Origin of the sequence: Oribacterium sp. P9, assembly GCF_046365365.1 — a bacterium.
In the GTDB taxonomy this organism is placed as follows: domain Bacteria; phylum Bacillota; class Clostridia; order Lachnospirales; family Lachnospiraceae; genus Oribacterium.
Genome location: NZ_JBKEIS010000009.1, coordinates 61686 through 77356, shown reverse-complemented (window position 1 = coordinate 77356; position 15671 = coordinate 61686). Strand labels below are relative to the sequence as shown.

General features: G+C 55.7%; 13 protein-coding genes. 2 read left to right on the top strand and 11 right to left on the bottom strand.

What is annotated here, in order from left to right:
• Positions 1-18: 18 nt before the first annotated feature.
• On the bottom strand, positions 19-804 hold the full coding sequence (locus ACK8P7_RS07140; RefSeq protein ID WP_410043533.1) for a LytTR family transcriptional regulator DNA-binding domain-containing protein: 786 nt from the start codon (positions 802-804) through the stop codon (positions 19-21).
• Positions 805-872: 68 nt separating this feature from the next.
• Positions 873-1703: a DegV family protein gene (locus tag ACK8P7_RS07135; RefSeq protein WP_410043532.1), complete on the bottom strand. Its 831-nt coding sequence runs from the start codon at positions 1701-1703 to the stop codon at positions 873-875.
• Positions 1704-1999: 296 nt separating this feature from the next.
• Here ACK8P7_RS07135 and ACK8P7_RS07130 point away from each other — a divergent pair, with 296 nt between their 5' ends.
• On the top strand, positions 2000-2488 hold the full coding sequence (locus ACK8P7_RS07130) for a DUF1836 domain-containing protein (protein WP_410043531.1): 489 nt from the start codon (positions 2000-2002) through the stop codon (positions 2486-2488).
• A gap of 134 nt (positions 2489-2622) precedes the next feature.
• Here ACK8P7_RS07130 and ACK8P7_RS07125 read toward each other — a convergent pair whose 3' ends face one another.
• The 7 genes from ACK8P7_RS07125 to ACK8P7_RS07095 form a co-directional block, all read right to left on the bottom strand.
• A complete protein-coding gene (locus ACK8P7_RS07125) occupies positions 2623-3666 on the bottom strand; it encodes an SPFH domain-containing protein (protein ID WP_410043530.1) in 1044 nt (347 codons plus the stop codon).
• Between the two features lie 247 nt (positions 3667-3913).
• Positions 3914-5062 (bottom strand): LacI family DNA-binding transcriptional regulator, encoded by a 1149-nt coding sequence (locus ACK8P7_RS07120; protein WP_410043529.1) that lies wholly within the window; start codon positions 5060-5062, stop codon positions 3914-3916.
• A 6-nt stretch (positions 5063-5068) separates the two neighbouring features.
• The gene (locus ACK8P7_RS07115) at positions 5069-6613 is read right to left on the bottom strand and encodes a 4-alpha-glucanotransferase (protein WP_410043528.1); all 1545 of its coding nucleotides are present in this window, start codon (positions 6611-6613) and stop codon (positions 5069-5071) included.
• A gap of 138 nt (positions 6614-6751) precedes the next feature.
• Positions 6752-7585: a carbohydrate ABC transporter permease gene (locus ACK8P7_RS07110; RefSeq protein WP_410043527.1), complete on the bottom strand. Its 834-nt coding sequence runs from the start codon at positions 7583-7585 to the stop codon at positions 6752-6754.
• Between the two features lies 1 nt (position 7586).
• Positions 7587-8429, bottom strand: coding sequence for a carbohydrate ABC transporter permease (locus ACK8P7_RS07105; RefSeq protein WP_410043526.1), 843 nt, complete (start codon positions 8427-8429; stop codon positions 7587-7589).
• Positions 8430-8520: 91 nt separating this feature from the next.
• Complete coding sequence (locus ACK8P7_RS07100) at positions 8521-9912, bottom strand: ABC transporter substrate-binding protein (RefSeq protein WP_410043525.1); 1392 nt, start codon at positions 9910-9912, stop codon at positions 8521-8523.
• 364 nt (positions 9913-10276) lie between these two features.
• Positions 10277-12538 carry a glycogen/starch/alpha-glucan phosphorylase gene (locus ACK8P7_RS07095; protein WP_410043524.1) on the bottom strand — a complete coding sequence of 754 codons (2262 nt, stop codon included), beginning with the start codon at positions 12536-12538 and terminating at the stop codon, positions 10277-10279.
• A 189-nt stretch (positions 12539-12727) separates the two neighbouring features.
• Between ACK8P7_RS07095 and ACK8P7_RS07090 the strand changes: the two genes are divergently transcribed.
• Positions 12728-13585, top strand: a complete 858-nt coding sequence (locus tag ACK8P7_RS07090) for an AraC family transcriptional regulator (RefSeq protein ID WP_410043523.1) — start codon at positions 12728-12730, stop codon at positions 13583-13585.
• Between the two features lie 779 nt (positions 13586-14364).
• On the opposite strand, the gene ACK8P7_RS07085 is transcribed toward ACK8P7_RS07090, so the two are convergent.
• Positions 14365-14580, bottom strand: a complete 216-nt coding sequence (locus tag ACK8P7_RS07085) for a hypothetical protein (RefSeq protein WP_410043522.1) — start codon at positions 14578-14580, stop codon at positions 14365-14367.
• A gap of 28 nt (positions 14581-14608) precedes the next feature.
• On the bottom strand, positions 14609-15628 hold the full coding sequence (gene ilvC, locus ACK8P7_RS07080; RefSeq protein WP_410043521.1) for a ketol-acid reductoisomerase: 1020 nt from the start codon (positions 15626-15628) through the stop codon (positions 14609-14611).
• Between the last annotated feature and the right edge of the window lie 43 nt (positions 15629-15671).

The following is a 15671-nucleotide window of genomic DNA, read 5'->3' as shown; positions in this document are numbered from 1 at the left end:
TTACAAAAAAATTCCCCGTCAGCTTCTGGCCATCTGTGTCAGGTACAGAAGCATTGCCCGATCAGCCGGGGACGGTGTATTACCGAAACGGATTCTGCTGACATCGAAGAGGATGCAGCCGCAGTGTCCGGGGAAGGTCGGGAAGCTGATGATTTTCAGGTAGGTGTCGATTTCCGGGGAATAATCGAGGATTTCCAGGGTCTCGCCATAGAGAGCGGAGCGCTCATAGGCGCGCAGCCACTTGGCGTCCATGTTAGGGAAGAGGCTGCCGAAGGAGGCACCGATCATGGTGTCGAGCGGCAGCTTCTCGAGCTCGGCCAGCGCGGGATTTCCGTAACGGAAGATCCAGTCCACGGCGTTGTTCTTCTCGTCGAAGACCATCTCGATGTCCGTGAACGCGAAGGGAAGGGTGTCAAAGACACGATAATGCTCCCGGAAATCCGTCTGTCCGGCCTCTGGAAGCACCTGCAGCAGGCGCTTCCTCCGCACCCGGAGTTCTGACTGCAGCCAGGTCTTTTTACTGGCGACATAGTTAAGCTTTTCGCCGTTGTTCAGATTGACCGTATCCGTCACATCATGGATGGCGCGGACAGAAACCAGGGTACTCCGGTGGATCTTCACGAACTCCACGCCGAGCCGTGTCTCCAGCTGCGCCATGGTCACACGAGCCTCCTTGAGCTTCCCACCTGCCAGGTGAAACTCTGCGTAGTTTCGCCTCATCATAATATAGAGTATGAGCGCCGGATCCAGCTGACTGCCGTCCGAAAATGTAAGCATCTGCGCACCTCTCTGATCACCGTTCATAACACTGCCTCCTCTTTTTCTCTGATTTTACAGTATTAAAAAGAGGGACGCAATCCACCATTTTCTTCTCACGCCTCAAATCCGACCATCACCGAGCCCGGCTCTGCATAGTAGCAGCACAGTGCCCGCTCCGGATGGATCACGCCGTTGAAGAAACCGAACAGCTCCTCGATTCGCATCTTGAGCTGCAGCGCCGCCTCCTCGTTCTGGTTGTGTGCGATGACGACCCTGCCGCCCTTGTATCCGAGCTCCTTCATCTTCTCGAGAATCAGCGCCAGCGCCTTCTTGTCACCACGGCACTTGCCCTTGAAGTCGAGCGTTCCCTCCGGGCTCGCGGTCCCCACGATCCGGATGCCCATGAGGCCGATCCCCTTCGCGATCACGTGACTCACACGGCCGTTTTTCGCGAAATTATCCACCGAGGCCAGCGAGAAGTAAAGATGCGTCGTCTGGTGATAGGCCCGGATCTCCTCATAGATCTTCTCCGGTTCCATGCCTGCCAGAATCAGCTCGCGCGTCTTCTCTGCCAGCAGATATATCTCCGGGCCCGTCGACAGCGAATCCAGGACATATACCTTCGCCCCCGGATGCTCGCTCTCGTAGCTTTCCCCCGCGATCACTGCACTGTTGTGGGTCCCCGACATGGCCCCCGTCAGCGTGAGGCAGAAGATGACATCCGCATCGCCGAAGGCCTCCTCCCACTCGCCCGGACTCGGTGCCGCCGTGGTCGTCTTTCCCTTATACTCCCGGAGATGCTGCTGGTAGGCTGCGAGATCGATCTCTGCCGTATCCGCATAGTCCCGCTCGCCCACGATGATATGCACCGGCACACTCGCAAACTCCACATCCTTCATCTCTAACAGATTTGCGGACGAATCCGCCACAATTCTCATCTTCATCGCTTTGTTCTCTAAATCATCGGTTTTCCGAAATCTTTTATCATGTTGTATAGTAGCCATTCCGCATCGTTTTGTCAAGCTATAGCAAAACTCTATTGCAGTTTTTTAAAACCCGATGTAAAATACTGATTATTGATTCGCCAGAAGCGGCACGACTTCCGTCTGCTCGTTCACAGGCAGACGCTTTGTATACACGAAACGGAGAAGCATTGGACCAGGCTGCACGATCGCGCTATCCATACATTAGGCACAAAGCAGCTTGGAACACGCACATATTAATGGGGGGGGAAGAACAAATGAATTTACCAGCCAGAGATTTCCGGATGCCACGCTACGATGAGCTCCCGAATGTAGGACTCTACCTCGAGCAGACCGTCAAGTATATCAACGAATGCCTCTCACCGCTGAACATCCCGGTCACCTCCTCGATGATCAGCAACTACGTAAAGAAAGGCTACATCGACCGACCACTGAAGAAGCAGTACTACGCCGACCAGATCGCCTACGCGATCTTCCTCGTCCTCGTGAAGCAGGTCCTCGCGATGGACCACATCGCCTCGCTCATCGACATGCAGAAGAAAAGCTATCCGCTTCCGATCGCCTACAACTACTTCTGCATGGAGCTCGAGAAGAAGCTGATCATCCTCTTCGAGGACCGCGACGAAAGCCCGCTCCACACCGACGGCGTCTCCTTCGAAAAGAAGGTCCTCTACCGCGTCACCTCCGCCGTCGCCCAGGTCATCTACCTGAACGACCTCTTCCTGGCGTCCGACACCGCATCTTAAGAATTTCGTAATGGGGTCTGACCCCATAAACTTCGACTTTAGATTTTGTTTAGAAAAATTTAATGGGGTCAGACCCCATTTTCTGCAACGAAAAAGGGAATCCCTTCTGGTTACGAAAGGGATTCCCTCTTCTTTTACTGGTCCACGCCCAGCTTTCCGTAGCTGGACTGCACCTCATGTGCGATCTGGTGGCCGGTTGCTGCCGCACCCACCGTCGTCGCACTGGATTCTTCATTGATGCACGGATCGACCGGTGCCTTCGGTGCTGCCGGCGCACTGTGATCGACCGGCGTCGCATCCCCGATGCCGAGGCTCTCACCGACGACGCCCAGCGTCGAAACGGCCTGGGTGATGTCGGACGGCATAAAGATCTTCGTCGCACGGCCGTTGGAAACCTCCTTCAGTGCATCGAGGCCCTTCAGCTTCAGCACACCTTCACTGACCTGCGCACGGTTCAGACGCTCGATACCACGTGCCTCCGCCTCATAGACGAGGTCGATACTCTTCGCCTTACCTTCCGCCAGGGCGATCTGTGCATCTCGCTCCGCCTGCGCGGCGATGACCTTCGCCTGCTGGTCACCCTTCGCTCTGGTGACGACCGCTTCCTGATGCGCCTGTGCCTCGAGCACGGTCTGACGGCGCTCACGCTCTGCACGCATCTGCTTCGTCATGACCTCCTCGATCTCCTTCGGCGGCTGAATGTTCTTAATTTCGACTCTCGTAACCTTGATGCCCCACGGGTCCGTCGCCACATCCAGTGTCGTCTGCATGCGCGCATTGATCTGATCACGGCTCGTCAGGGTCTGATCGAGCTCCATGTCACCGATGATCGCACGCAGCGTCGTCGCCGACAGATTCTGAAGACCCGACAGCGGATTCTCTACGCCATACACGAAAAGCTTCGGATCCTGCACCTTCATGAACACCACCGAATCGATGGTCATGGTGACATTATCCTTCGTGATCACCGGCTGCGGCGGGAAATCCAGCACCTGCTCCTTCAGGCTCACCTTCTTGATGACCCGCTGCACGATCGGAATCTTAAAGTGAAGACCCGCACCCCAGGTGCCGCTGTACTGCCCCAGCATCTCCGTCACATACGCATGTCCCTGCGGCACGATGCAGATCATCCGCATCAGCACCACGATGACTAAAAGCAACAATACAAGTACAAACATATACGTTACGCTCCTTTACTGCACTTAAAATAGTATCTGTCCACTATTATACAGAATTTCGAAGCCAATTATGTGGTATTTCGTAATTTTCAGATATAGTTCCTGTAAATTAAGAATTTCGTAAACGGTAACCGTTCAGGTAGTGGGGAAACCCGGAGTACTGTGCCTCCGTTGCCGCCCCTCCGGGGTTCCCTGCCTGAACAGTAGCAAAAAAACGAGGGCGTTTCCGCCCTCGTCCATTTCTTCCTCAGCAACTCTCCCGGATCTTCAGTTCTCCAGGGAAGATCTGCTGGAATCTTGCCTTCTTTTCTTTCGGCTTCAATGCCCCGCCGTCCGACGTTTCTGCGCTTCCGTCGCTCGCCTTTCGCGCAACATCCTGCCGTTCCGCAATACTGCCGCCAGCCAGCTTCGCGGCGACTTCCTTCTCGCGCTCTTCGAGGAGCCCGAGGAGGGCGTGCATCGAGGCTTCGGCCATCTCATCCACCGGCTGCTGCAGTGTCGAGAGTGCCGGCGTCAGATAGTGTCCGATCTCGAGGCCGTCGAAGCCGATGACCGCAACATCCTCCGGTACGCGTATGCCCTGATCGCGAAGCGCCCGGAGACAGCCGATCGCGATGGAGTCCGCAATGGCGAAGATCGCGTCGAACTTCGTGCCCGACTGGACCAGGTCCACCGTCCGCTGATATCCATTCTCATAGGTATAGGTCTTCTGAATCGAGATCGGTCGACAGATCAGTGCCGGATCCGTCTCGATGCCATGCTTCTCGAGCGAATGCAGGTAGCCCTCGAGACGGAGCATACCGTTACTGATATCGGATTCCGCATCGCTGAGAAGTGCGATCCGCTTCCGTCCCTGCTCGATCAGGTAATCCGTCACCTTTTCAGCTTCCGCCCGGTCATCGATCGCCACATAGGAGTACTCTGCGAAGGCCTTTCGATCCGGAACGGCCACCGAGCAGAACACGAACGGAACCGTCAGACGCTTCAGGCGCTCCACCGACTGTACCGGATTTCCACCGAGGAAGATGATGCCGTTCAGACGCTTCTCCTTCTCGAGCAGCGCCGCGAGCTCGGTCTCATCCTGCTCCTCCTCGACATGCTCGAGCACCAGGGCGTAATCATGATCCGAGCACTCCTTCTCAAACACCTTGATCATGCTCGTGAAGAAGGGATTCGTGATGCCCTTCACGAGGACCGCGATGTTTCGTGCGTCATTCAGCTTCAGATTCCGTGCCGAGTTGTTCGGCACGTAACCATACTGATCGATGATCTCCTGTACCCGGCGCTTCGTCTCCGGACTGATGTCATAGTGGTTATTGATCGCTCGCGACACGGTCGACACACTGATGCCCGACAGTTTGGCAATTTCCTTGATTGTCAGTTTCTTCGCTGCCATAGCTTTCTACTTTCTGATACGCTGACTCTCCTCCGTCATTCGCCGGATCTTCTCCGCGCATTCCTTTGAAAAATCTTTCTCTGTAAAACGGAAGGTCCAGTTCTGTCCGAGCGTCGACGGCGTGTTGATGCGCGCCTCTGCCCCGAGAGCGAGGTAATCCTGCATCGGGATGATAGCGGTCTCCGGCTTCGCAGCCAGCGTCATCTCGATCAGCGCGTCGGTGTAGTCCGACTGAAGGAAGTCCCTCGTCACGCTGCTGTCCTCGGCGAGCTCCGCCTCGGAACGCGGGCGCACGTTCACTTCCTCTCCCTTCCCCTGCTTCCACGCAGTATAATATCGAATCGCAAAATCACGGTCAACCGGAGAGATCTCACGCACCCACGCAGCCAGCGTCTGATTGTCGTGTGTACCCGTATAGCAGACCGCATTGGCCGGCCAGGTGCACGGACGGTAGTCTCCGCTCTCGCGCGAGTCGAAGCCGAACTCCAGCAGCTTCATCCCAGGATAGCCGGTGTCCTCGACGAGCTTCCGCACCGTGTCGGTCACATAGCCGAGGTCCTCTGCGATGATCCGCTTCTCTCCGAGCGCCTCCTTCAGCGCATTGAAGAGGCCAATGCCGGGGCCCTTTTCCCAGTGACCACCCGTCGCATCGCTCGCACCCGCCGGGATCGCGTAGTACTCGTCGAAGCCGCGGAAGTGATCGACACGCACCACGTCGAAGAGATCGAAGCAGCGGCGCATCCGGGCGATCCACCAGTGATAGCCCGTCTTCTTATGATAGTCCCAGTCATAGACCGGATTGCCCCAGAGCTGGCCAGTCGCCGAAAAGCTGTCTGGCGGACAGCCCGCGATCTGCTTCGGCTGTCCCTCCTCATCAAGCTGGAAGAGCTCCGGATGCTCCGTGAAATCCACGGAATCGCTCGATACATAGATCGGGATATCACCGATGATGGCGATGCCCTTTTCATTTGCGTAGGCCCGCAGGCGCTTCCACTGCTTGTCAAACTGATACTGCGTGAAGCGGTAGAAATCCTCCGGGTAGTCCGTCTTCGCAGCCATGAACTGCGCGTAGGCCGGCAGCCAGTGCACCGTATGCTGGATAAACTGACGATACGCTTCCTTCTCCTCCGCCTCGGGCGCAACATTGCCCTCCCCGCTTGTCCGCTCCTCGAAACGTTCGAACGCCTTCAGGAGCAGCGGGAAGCGACCGAGATACAGCTTCTCATAGCTGATCCGCGAAGCATCCGCGCCGAAATCCACCGCCTCGCACTCCTCGCGCGTCAGCAGCTCCTCATCGATCAGCGTCTCGAGATCGATGAAATACGGATTGCCCGCGAAGGTCGAGAAGCTCTGATACGGCGAGTCGCCATAGCCCGTCGGCCCGATCGGAAGCACCTGCCAGTAGGTCTGCCCGCTCGCCGCGAGGAAATCCACGAAGCCGTAGGCCTCCTTTCCGAGTGTTCCGATGCCATACGAGCCGGGAAGTGCGAACACCGGCATCAGAATACCTGCTGCACGGCCCCAGATCTGCTCCCTTACTTCCTTTTCCATACGTCTCCCCTTTTCTCTCTGGTAAAATCTATCTGCATCTGTTTTCGTCCAATGCCTCCGACGGAGCGCACTTCTCCTTCCGGAGAGGGGCTCCACCGTTCATGCATTCCATTACCGCGCCACAGATGCACGGCATGATCAACCCTTGACAGCACCCGCTACGACACCCTCGATGATGTACTTCTGGCAGCATGCATAGAAGATGATGATCGGAATGATCGACAGCACCAGGACTCCCATCATAGCGCCCATATCGACGGAGCCATAGCCGCCCTTCAGGTACTGTACAGCGATCGGGATGGTCTTCCACTTCTTGAGGTCGAGGACGAGGGACGGAAGCAGGTAGTCGTTCCATACCCACATGGTCTCGAGGATCGCGACCGTGATGCAGGTCGGCTTCATGATCGGCATCACCACATAGAAGAAGGTCTGAAGCGGTGTGCAGCCGTCGATCATCGCGGCCTCCTCGATCGCGAGCGGCAGGGACTTGACGAAGCCCGTAAACATGAAGACCGCGAGGCCGGCACCGAAGCCGAGGTAGATAAATACGAGGCCGAGCGGATTGGACAGCTTCAGCATGTTCGCGATCTTACTGAGCGGGAACATAACCATCTGGAACGGCACGATCATCGAGAAGAGGCAGAGGAAGTACATGCCAGCCGTGAACTTCGAATGCACACGCGTGATGTACCATGCGCACATCGAGGTGCAGAGGACGATGACGGCAACCGCAAGCACCGTCACGAAGAGGGACACAAACGCTGCCTGGATGAGGCCGGTCTTCTGGATACCAGAGATGTAGTTGTCGAAGCCGACGAAGGACTTCGCGTTCGGAAGTGCGAACGGCTTCTTCGAGATATACGCCTTCTTCTTGAAGGAGTTCAACAGCACCAGCAGGATCGGATATACGTAAAATACAGAAAGGATACTGAAGAATACCGTTAAAAAGGTACTTAATTTCTTGTTCTTCATATTACTGCTCGACCTCCTTCCGACGGGACAGATAATTCTGGGTCAGTGCCACTGCGCCGACGATGATGAAGAAAATGACGGCTTTCGCCTGGCCGACACCCTCCCAGCCGTTTCGACCATAGAAGGTGGTATAGATGTTCATGGCGAGCATCTCGGATTTCTGAGACGGCTCACCGTTTGTGAGCGCCAGGTTCTGATCGAAGAGCTTGAAGCCGTTCGTCAGTGTCAGGAAGGTGCAGACAGTGATGGATGGCATCAGCATCGGCAGGATCACGTAGCGGAGCTCCTGCCACTTGTTCGCGCCATCGATACGGGCAGCCTCGAGGAGGTCACTCGGGATATTCTGGATACCGGCGATGTAGATGATCATCATGTAGCCGACCTGCTGCCAGAGCATCAGGATGACGAGGCCCCAAAAGCCGTAGGTCGCGCTGTAGGTCAGGGTACGCATCCAGATCGCGAGGATACCATTGAGAAGCAGGCTCCAGATGTAACCGAGGACGATACCGCCGATCAGGTTCGGCATGAAGAAAATCGTACGGAATAAGTAATTGCCCTTGATTTTCGCGGTCAGCGCCATCGCTACGGCGAAGGCGAGGAAGTTGATGAGGATGACCGTCACGATCGTGAACAGTGTGGTGTACCACAGAGAGTGCACGAAGGTCGCGTCGCCGAAGACCTTTGCGTAGTTGATAAAACCGACGAATTTCGCATCGGTGATGGTTGTGAACTTACAGAACGACAGCCAGATGCCGACGAGAAACGGTGCAATGAAGCCGACCGTGAAGGCCGCCAGCGTCGGCAGCACGAAGATCGGCATATAACGTTTGATCGCTTTTTCCATGTTGAACCCCTTTTCTAAAAAAATCTCCGGCAGATCAATCTGCCGGAAACCACAGCTACGAATCTTACCGGATCAGCTGTTTCGTTTTAAATTATGAATTTGCGTTCTTGTACTCCGTTGCCCAGTTGTCGACGAATGCGGTCTTTACTGCATCCCAGTCGCCGGTACCCTGTGCATACTCAAGCATTGCAGAACCAAGTACGTTCTTCCACTGCTCACTCGGCATCGTGGTAAAGTTCCATGATACAGGGGTCTTATCCTTGTTGAACTCATTCGCTGCAACAACGAGTGGGTTTGCCGGAAGGTAATCAGCGAAGGTAGAGAACGGAGTGACGAAGCCCATCTCCTTGGAAAGGGACTCACGACCTGCGTCAGACTCTACAACCCACTTCAGGAAATCGAGGGTTGCCTGCTTATCTGCATCGCTTGCCTTATCGTTTACGCACCAGAAGTTCTCGGAACCTGTGCAGGTACCCTGGCTTGCATCGTCTACACCGAAGTAGATCGGAAGGATGCCGAGATCCTCGTCTGCAACCTCGTTGCCCTTGATGTCGTTGTATGCCCATGTACCATTCTGATAGAATGCAGCCTCGCCGAGTGCGAACTCAGAAGCGGCATCATCACCGGTCTTACCAGAGAGAAGTGAAGGCTCTGTGGTGGAATCTGTGATGTAAAGATCAAATACGTTCTTGAAGTTGTCGAGGTAGGTTCCCTTGATGGCATCGGTGGAGCCGATGTTGTCATCCTTGTACTCGTAGTAGATCGGCAGGTTTGCGAGGTGGGTCTTGAAACGCCAGTCAGAGGAGGAATCGAAGCCTGCGGATGTGAATGCGCCCTCGATACCGAGCTCATCCTTCTTCGCCTGCATATCGTCTGCGACTTCCTTCAGCTTATCGAAGCTGTTCAGCTCAGAGATATCGCTGATCTTCGCACCATCGAGTGCGATGTAGTCATTGAGGATCTTCTTATTATAGATGATGCCGTAGGTCTCGATAACGTAGGCGATACCCTTTACGACGCCGTCTCTGTTCTTCAGAGCGTAATCCTCACTCTCGAGATCCTTGAATACATCGGTATCCTTGAGATCCATGCAGTAGTCATCCCATGTTGCGAGACCGACCGGACCGTTGACCTGGAAAAGGGTCGGAGCCTCAGACTTCGCCATCTCGGACTTCAGTGTCTGCTCGTAGGTTCCGGACGCTGCGGTCTGTACATGAACCTCTACACCTGTCTCATCGGTATACTTCTTTGCGAGGTCTACCCACTGATCTGCCTGCTCCGGCTTGAAGTTGAGGTAGTAAACCTTACCACCGCTTGCTGTCTGCTCTGCTGGTGCGGCTGCCTCGGTTGCTGCCTCGGTCTTCGCTGCCTCCGTCGCAGCTGCCGTCGTGCTCGCGGTGTTCGAACCACCACAACCTGCCAGCGCTGTCACTGCCATCGCAGCGGTCAGACCCAGTGCTGTGAAACGTCTCATCTTCTTCATAACATATCCTCTCTGCCCTTCGGGCAAGCTCGAAGCCGCGCCCATCGCTGCCTCGATTATGATGTGTGTCACCTGAGCTCTTCCGCACGTTCTGCCTTGAAGCATTTTGTGCAGATTGACCAGGCGATTCGCTCTCGCGTTCTCCGGTATGTTTCCGTTAACGTTACCGGTAACGTTTCCGATAACATATATTTAACACTTTTCACCAAATAGTGCAATACTTTTTAAAAATAAATATTATATTTTTTATTCAAAATGGCAGGGGCCCCGAAAGGTCCCTGCCATTTTGAATTATGCCCGACCGTTGCACCCGTTCCACAGCTATGCAGCGGCGGTGCCTGGGAATCGTATATCGCCCCTCACATCACTTTCCGAGCTGCCAGATGTCACGATCGTACTCCGCGATAGTCCGATCCGAGGAGAACAGGCCGGCCTTCGCGATGTTCACGAGGCACTTGCGGCGCCAGCCCTGCGGATCGCAGGCGTAGTCGCTGAGCGCCTGGTTCTTGCGCACGATGTAAGCATTGAAATCCGGAAGCGTCTGGAACCAGTCCTTATGGATGAGCTCGTCGTGCAGACGGCAGAGGTTCTCTGCATGGCCGGCCGCCAGCATCTCCGGGCCGGTCAGGAAATCGATCGCCCGGCGGAGGTTCGGATCGCCCTCATACCACTGCTCTGCGATGTAGTCCCCTGCAGCGTAGCGGTGGATGACCTGATCGGAGGTCTGGCCGAAGATGTAGACATTGTCCTCGCCCACCTGCTGCGCGATCTCGACGTTCGCACCGTCCATCGTACCGAGCGTGAGCGCGCCGTTCAGCATGAACTTCATATTGCCGGTACCGGAGGCCTCCTTCGACGCGAGACTGATCTGCTCCGAGAGATCACAGGCCGGAATCAGCTTCTCCGCCGCGGTCACGTTGTAGTTCTCGATGAAGACGAGCTGCAGCCACTTCGACACGACCGGATCTGCCGCGATCACCTTCGACAGCACGAGCAGCGCATGGATGATGTCCTTCGCGATGATGTAGGCCGGCGCCGCCTTCGCGCCGAAGATGCTGACGAGCGGGGTCGCCGGCAGATGCCCCGCCTTGATCTCGTGGTACTGGTGGATGAGGTAGAGCAGGTTCAGCTGCTGCCGCTTGTACTCGTGGAGACGCTTCGACTGGATGTCGAACATCGCGCCCGTGTTCACCGTCACGCCCTGGGTCCGGCGGAGCCAGTCGGCCAATGCTTCCTTATTTTCTGTCTTCACTTCGCGGAGCTCCTCGAGCACCGCTGCGTCATCTGCGAAGTGAAGCAGCTTCTCGAGCTCGGACGCATCCTTGCGGAAGCCCGTACCGATGTGCTTCTCCAGCACCGCGGTGAGGCGCGGATCGCACTCCAGCAGCCAGCGGCGGAAGGTGATGCCGTTTGTCTTATTATTAAACTTCTCCGGGTAGAGCTCGTAGAAGTTATGGAGCTCGGTGTTCTTCAGGATCTCCGTATGCAGCGTTGCGACACCGTTCGTGGAATGCGTGAAATGGATGTCCATATGCGCCATGTGGACGACATCGTCCGCGTCGATGATCGCGAGCGACGCATCCTCCGAGCGGGTCCGTGCCAACGCATCCAGCTTCTCGATGATCGGCATCAGCTGCGGAACGACCGCGTCGAGGTACGCGCGCGGCCACTTCTCGAGGGCCTCTGCGAGGATCGTGTGGTTCGTATAGGCGCAGGTCTTCGTGACGATCTCCACGGCCTCCTCGAAGTCGATGCCATGCTCGCCGAGCAGGCGGATGAGCTCCGGGATGACCATGCTAGGGTGCGTGTCGTTGATCTGAATCGCCGCGTAGTCCGCGAGATCATGGTAGTCACAGCCACGGGCCACACACTCTGCGAGGATCAGCTGCGCGCCGGCGGACACCATCAGATACTGCTGATAGATACGGAGGCGACGGCCGGCCTCGTCAGAATCGTCCGGATAGAGGAACAGCGTCAGGTTCTTATCGATGGCGGTCTTATCGAAGGCGATGCCGTCATGGACGATCCCCTCGTCGATGGTATCGAGGTCGAAGAGGTTCAGTGTGTTCGTGCGGCCCTCGTAGCCGGTCACGGCGAGCTTATAGAGACGCGCGGTATAGGACTTCCCCGCGAGCTCCACCGGGTAGGTCACGTCGGTTTTCTCCGCCCAGCTGTGCGCAGTCAGCCATGGGTCCGGCTTTTCGTTCTGGATATCGTTCTCGAAGGACTGGTGGAACAGGCCGAAATGGTACCGGAGGCCGATCCCGTCGCCCGGCAGGTTCAGTGTCGCAAGCGAATCCAGGAAGCAGGCGGCGAGACGGCCGAGACCGCCGTTGCCGAGGGAAGGCTCCGGCTCAACCTCCTCGATGTCGGACAGCTTCTTCCCTGCGGCTGCCAGCACGTCACGTACCTCATCATACAGCCCGAGGTTGATGAGGTTATTTGACAGGAGCTTTCCGATCAGGAACTCCGCACTGATATAGTAGAGCTTCCGGCCATGCACCGGCTTTACACGCTCCGCACTCTTCGCCCGCACCAGCTCCAGCAGCGCGAGATACAGCTCCTGATCGCTGCAGTCCACAAGTGCCTTCCCACTCAGCTTCTCTAACGTCTCTGTAATATTCATAAGATCCTCCTTTAAGCGGATGTCTGATTCTCGAAAAGCGCTTCAACCGCGCCCTTGCATGTATCTGACTCAAGATATATCACATAAAACAATCATCATCTTGCTCAATCTGCTCAGATTATGGTACGATTCTATCATGTGCACAGAGGCCCAGGAGGCCTCTGTCTGGTATGATAGAAGGAGCAGACAATGAAGAATCAGGCCTCTCTTCAGGAGACGAAGCAGCACGGTGCGCTGCGTTTTCCGTTTAATATCTATCCCTGCACGATCCCGGGGGATTTTCCGCAGGTAGCGCTGCACTGGCACGAGAATATGGAGCTGGTGTTTGTGAAGCGGGGCGAGGGGATCATCCAGGTCGGTACGGCGAGCCTTCCGGCGCAGATGGGGGACATCTTCGTGTTCGTGCCGGGGACGCTGCACGCGCTTCGCCAGGCTGGCGACCAGACGATGGAGTACGAAAATATCATCTTCGATCTCGAGCTTCTCGGCGGTACGGATGATCTCTGTGCGGAGAAGTACCTGCTGCCGCTCGAGAGCGGTCGCCTGCCGCTTCCAGTACATCTCGCGAAGGGGGATCCCTCTTACCGGAGCGCTGCAGCCTGCCTGCGCGAAATCGAGGAGGTGAACCGCACCCGCTTCAGCGGCTACGAGCTCATCATCAAGGCGGATCTCCTCCACTTCCTCGCCATCCTGATCCGGGAGGAGCAAACCAGGCTCCCGGCGGAGACCGCCGATACCCTGCGCTTAAAGACGATCCTGCAGTGGCTCTCGGCTCACTACACTGAAGCCCTGCGTGTCGAAGACGCCGCCGCGGTCTGCTCCTTCAGCAGCAGCCACTTCATGCGCTGGTTCCGCCAGATGACCGGCCAGAGCTTCATCGCCTTCCTGAACGACTACCGCCTGAACCTCGCCGCCGACGCCCTCCGCACCACCGACGACAGCATCCTCGCCATCGCAACCGCGTCCGGCTTCGCAAACCTCTCCTACTTCAACCGCGCCTTCAAGGCCCACTTCCAGATGACCCCGCGGACGTACCGAAAGAGATAAATCAAGTAATCATTCAACGGTCTTCGACATAAACGTTCAGCAATCGACTTCGACGCCCGTCTGATTTCCAAGAGTTATCCTGCCCCCGGCCGTCTCTGGGTTTGCCTGCCCGCCCCATGAACAGCCTCTATCCTTTTGCATATTGGCCCCACCCCATGCAGGCAAACCCTGAGACGTCGCCGTCCTATTCGCCTTCGGCTCAGACTGCGCCGGAAGACATCAGCCGGATCCGCATTCCTGCCATCCTGTACGCCTTCGACACAGATACCCCATCATATCTAATTTGATTTGATTTTGAAAATATTGGATATGTTTTTGATCCTAAAAAGTCGGAGGGGAGCGAAAACTATCCAATCTAAGGTGATTTCATAAATATTGGATATTAAACACCTATTTTTATAAGAGCGCCCCATGCCCCCAGTATCCAGCTTTTAAAAAAAGACCGATTATTGGATATACGTTTAAAGAAATTCTTCTCTAAGTCATGAAAATGCATATCCACTATATTTAAAAACAAAGAATATCCGATAGTACGCATATATGCGTATGTCTGATTTTCCGAAAAATCATCCAATAACTGCCTTATTTTGAAATCGTGGATATTTTTACCTCACACGCAAAAGAGACAACATATGTTGAAAATATCCACGATTACGAAATCTGGCCATTATTGGATAGTCCCATCCATTCCCCCTGATTTCAACCGGTTCAGTCATATAAATTTCCGGGCCGCGCGCAATAGTTAGCGAATCATCGATCAACATTCTCGCGCGGCAGCGTCAGATACGAGAGGCAATCAATCCATAAAAAGGCAACGTCTTTCCACGTGCGACGGCGGCAAATTTTTGTTTGCCTGCATGGGGCGGGTTCAAAATGTAAATGAATAAAGCGTGTAGCTCGGGGTAGGCAGGCAAACAAAAAGAGACGCCCGGCACAGGTGTCTCTGAAAAACATTTGGCGTGATAAAAATCATCATCGCCTATACTATGATACAAAAACGGCCCCCGGAGGGGCCGTCAGTGTTTACTTCTTCAGCCAGCTCATCATCTGACGGAGCTCTGCGCCGACCTTCTCGATGAGAAGATCTGCTTCCATACGACGCTTTGCGAGGAAGTGTACCTTGCGGCCGCCGTTCGGATTCATCTCCGTGAGGAACTCACTTGCGAAGGTACCATCCTGGATCTCGGTGAGGACTTTCTTCATCTCCTTACGGGTCTCCTCGGTGATGAGACGCTTACCGGTGCGGTAGTCGCCGTACTCCGCGGTGTTGGAGATCGAGTAACGCATCTTGGAGAAGCCGCCCTCGTTGATGAGGTCGACGATCAGCTTCATCTCATGGCAGGTCTCGAAGTACGCCATCTCCGGCGCATAGCCAGCCTCAACGAGTGTATCGAAGCCCGCGTGGATGAGCTCACAGACACCACCACAGAGAACCGCCTGCTCTCCGAAGAGATCCGTCTCGGTCTCCTCCTTGAAGGTGGTCTCGAGGATACCCGCACGACCAGCGCCGATGCCGGAAGCGTAAGCAAGTGCGGTGTCCTTCGCCTTGCCGGTGAAATCCTGCTCGATACAGATCAGGCTCGGAACGCCCTTCCCCTCGACATACTGGCTGCGAACGGTGTGACCAGGTCCCTTCGGTGCGATCATGATGACGTCGACGTTCTTCGGCGGCACGATGGTCTTGAAGTGGATGTTGAAGCCGTGCGCAAAGGCCAGGGTCTTGCCCTCGGTCATGTACGGAGCGACCTGCTTGTTGTAGATATCTGCGCAGAGCTCATCCGGCACGAGCATCATGACGATATCGCCGGCCTTGGCTGCCTCCTCGACCTCCATCACATGGAAGTTCGGGCAGGTCTCAGCGAACTTCGCCGCCTTCTCCCAGTGACCGGAGCCCTTACGAAGACCGACCACGACATTCACGCCGCTCTCTGCGAGGTTCTCGGAATGCGCATGGCCCTGTGAGCCGAAGCCGATGACCGCGACAGTCTTTCCATCCAGTACACCGAGGTTACAATCTGAATCATAGTACTTCTTGATCGCCATTTCTTTTTCTCCTTTTCTCTTTTCCTGTTCTACATGCTGGTTA

Bases quoted from the DNA above. Each gene is read 5' to 3' on its own strand.
- ACK8P7_RS07095 (WP_410043524.1), bottom strand. From the start codon at position 12,538: ATGAATATTACAGAGACGTTAGAGAAGCTGAGTGGGAAGGCACTTGTG.
- ACK8P7_RS07130 (WP_410043531.1), top strand. From the start codon at position 2,000: ATGAATTTACCAGCCAGAGATTTCCGGATGCCACGCTACGATGAGCTC.
- ACK8P7_RS07140 (WP_410043533.1), bottom strand. From the start codon at position 804: ATGAACGGTGATCAGAGAGGTGCGCAGATGCTTACATTTTCGGACGGC.
- ilvC (WP_410043521.1), bottom strand. From the start codon at position 15,628: ATGGCGATCAAGAAGTACTATGATTCAGATTGTAACCTCGGTGTACTG.
- ACK8P7_RS07110 (WP_410043527.1), bottom strand. From the start codon at position 7,585: ATGAAGAACAAGAAATTAAGTACCTTTTTAACGGTATTCTTCAGTATC.
- ACK8P7_RS07115 (WP_410043528.1), bottom strand. From the start codon at position 6,613: ATGGAAAAGGAAGTAAGGGAGCAGATCTGGGGCCGTGCAGCAGGTATT.
- ACK8P7_RS07125 (WP_410043530.1), bottom strand. From the start codon at position 3,666: ATGTTTGTACTTGTATTGTTGCTTTTAGTCATCGTGGTGCTGATGCGG.
- ACK8P7_RS07120 (WP_410043529.1), bottom strand. From the start codon at position 5,062: ATGGCAGCGAAGAAACTGACAATCAAGGAAATTGCCAAACTGTCGGGC.
- ACK8P7_RS07135 (WP_410043532.1), bottom strand. From the start codon at position 1,703: ATGAAGATGAGAATTGTGGCGGATTCGTCCGCAAATCTGTTAGAGATG.
- ACK8P7_RS07090 (WP_410043523.1), top strand. From the start codon at position 12,728: ATGAAGAATCAGGCCTCTCTTCAGGAGACGAAGCAGCACGGTGCGCTG.
- ACK8P7_RS07100 (WP_410043525.1), bottom strand. From the start codon at position 9,912: ATGAAGAAGATGAGACGTTTCACAGCACTGGGTCTGACCGCTGCGATG.
- ACK8P7_RS07105 (WP_410043526.1), bottom strand. From the start codon at position 8,429: ATGGAAAAAGCGATCAAACGTTATATGCCGATCTTCGTGCTGCCGACG.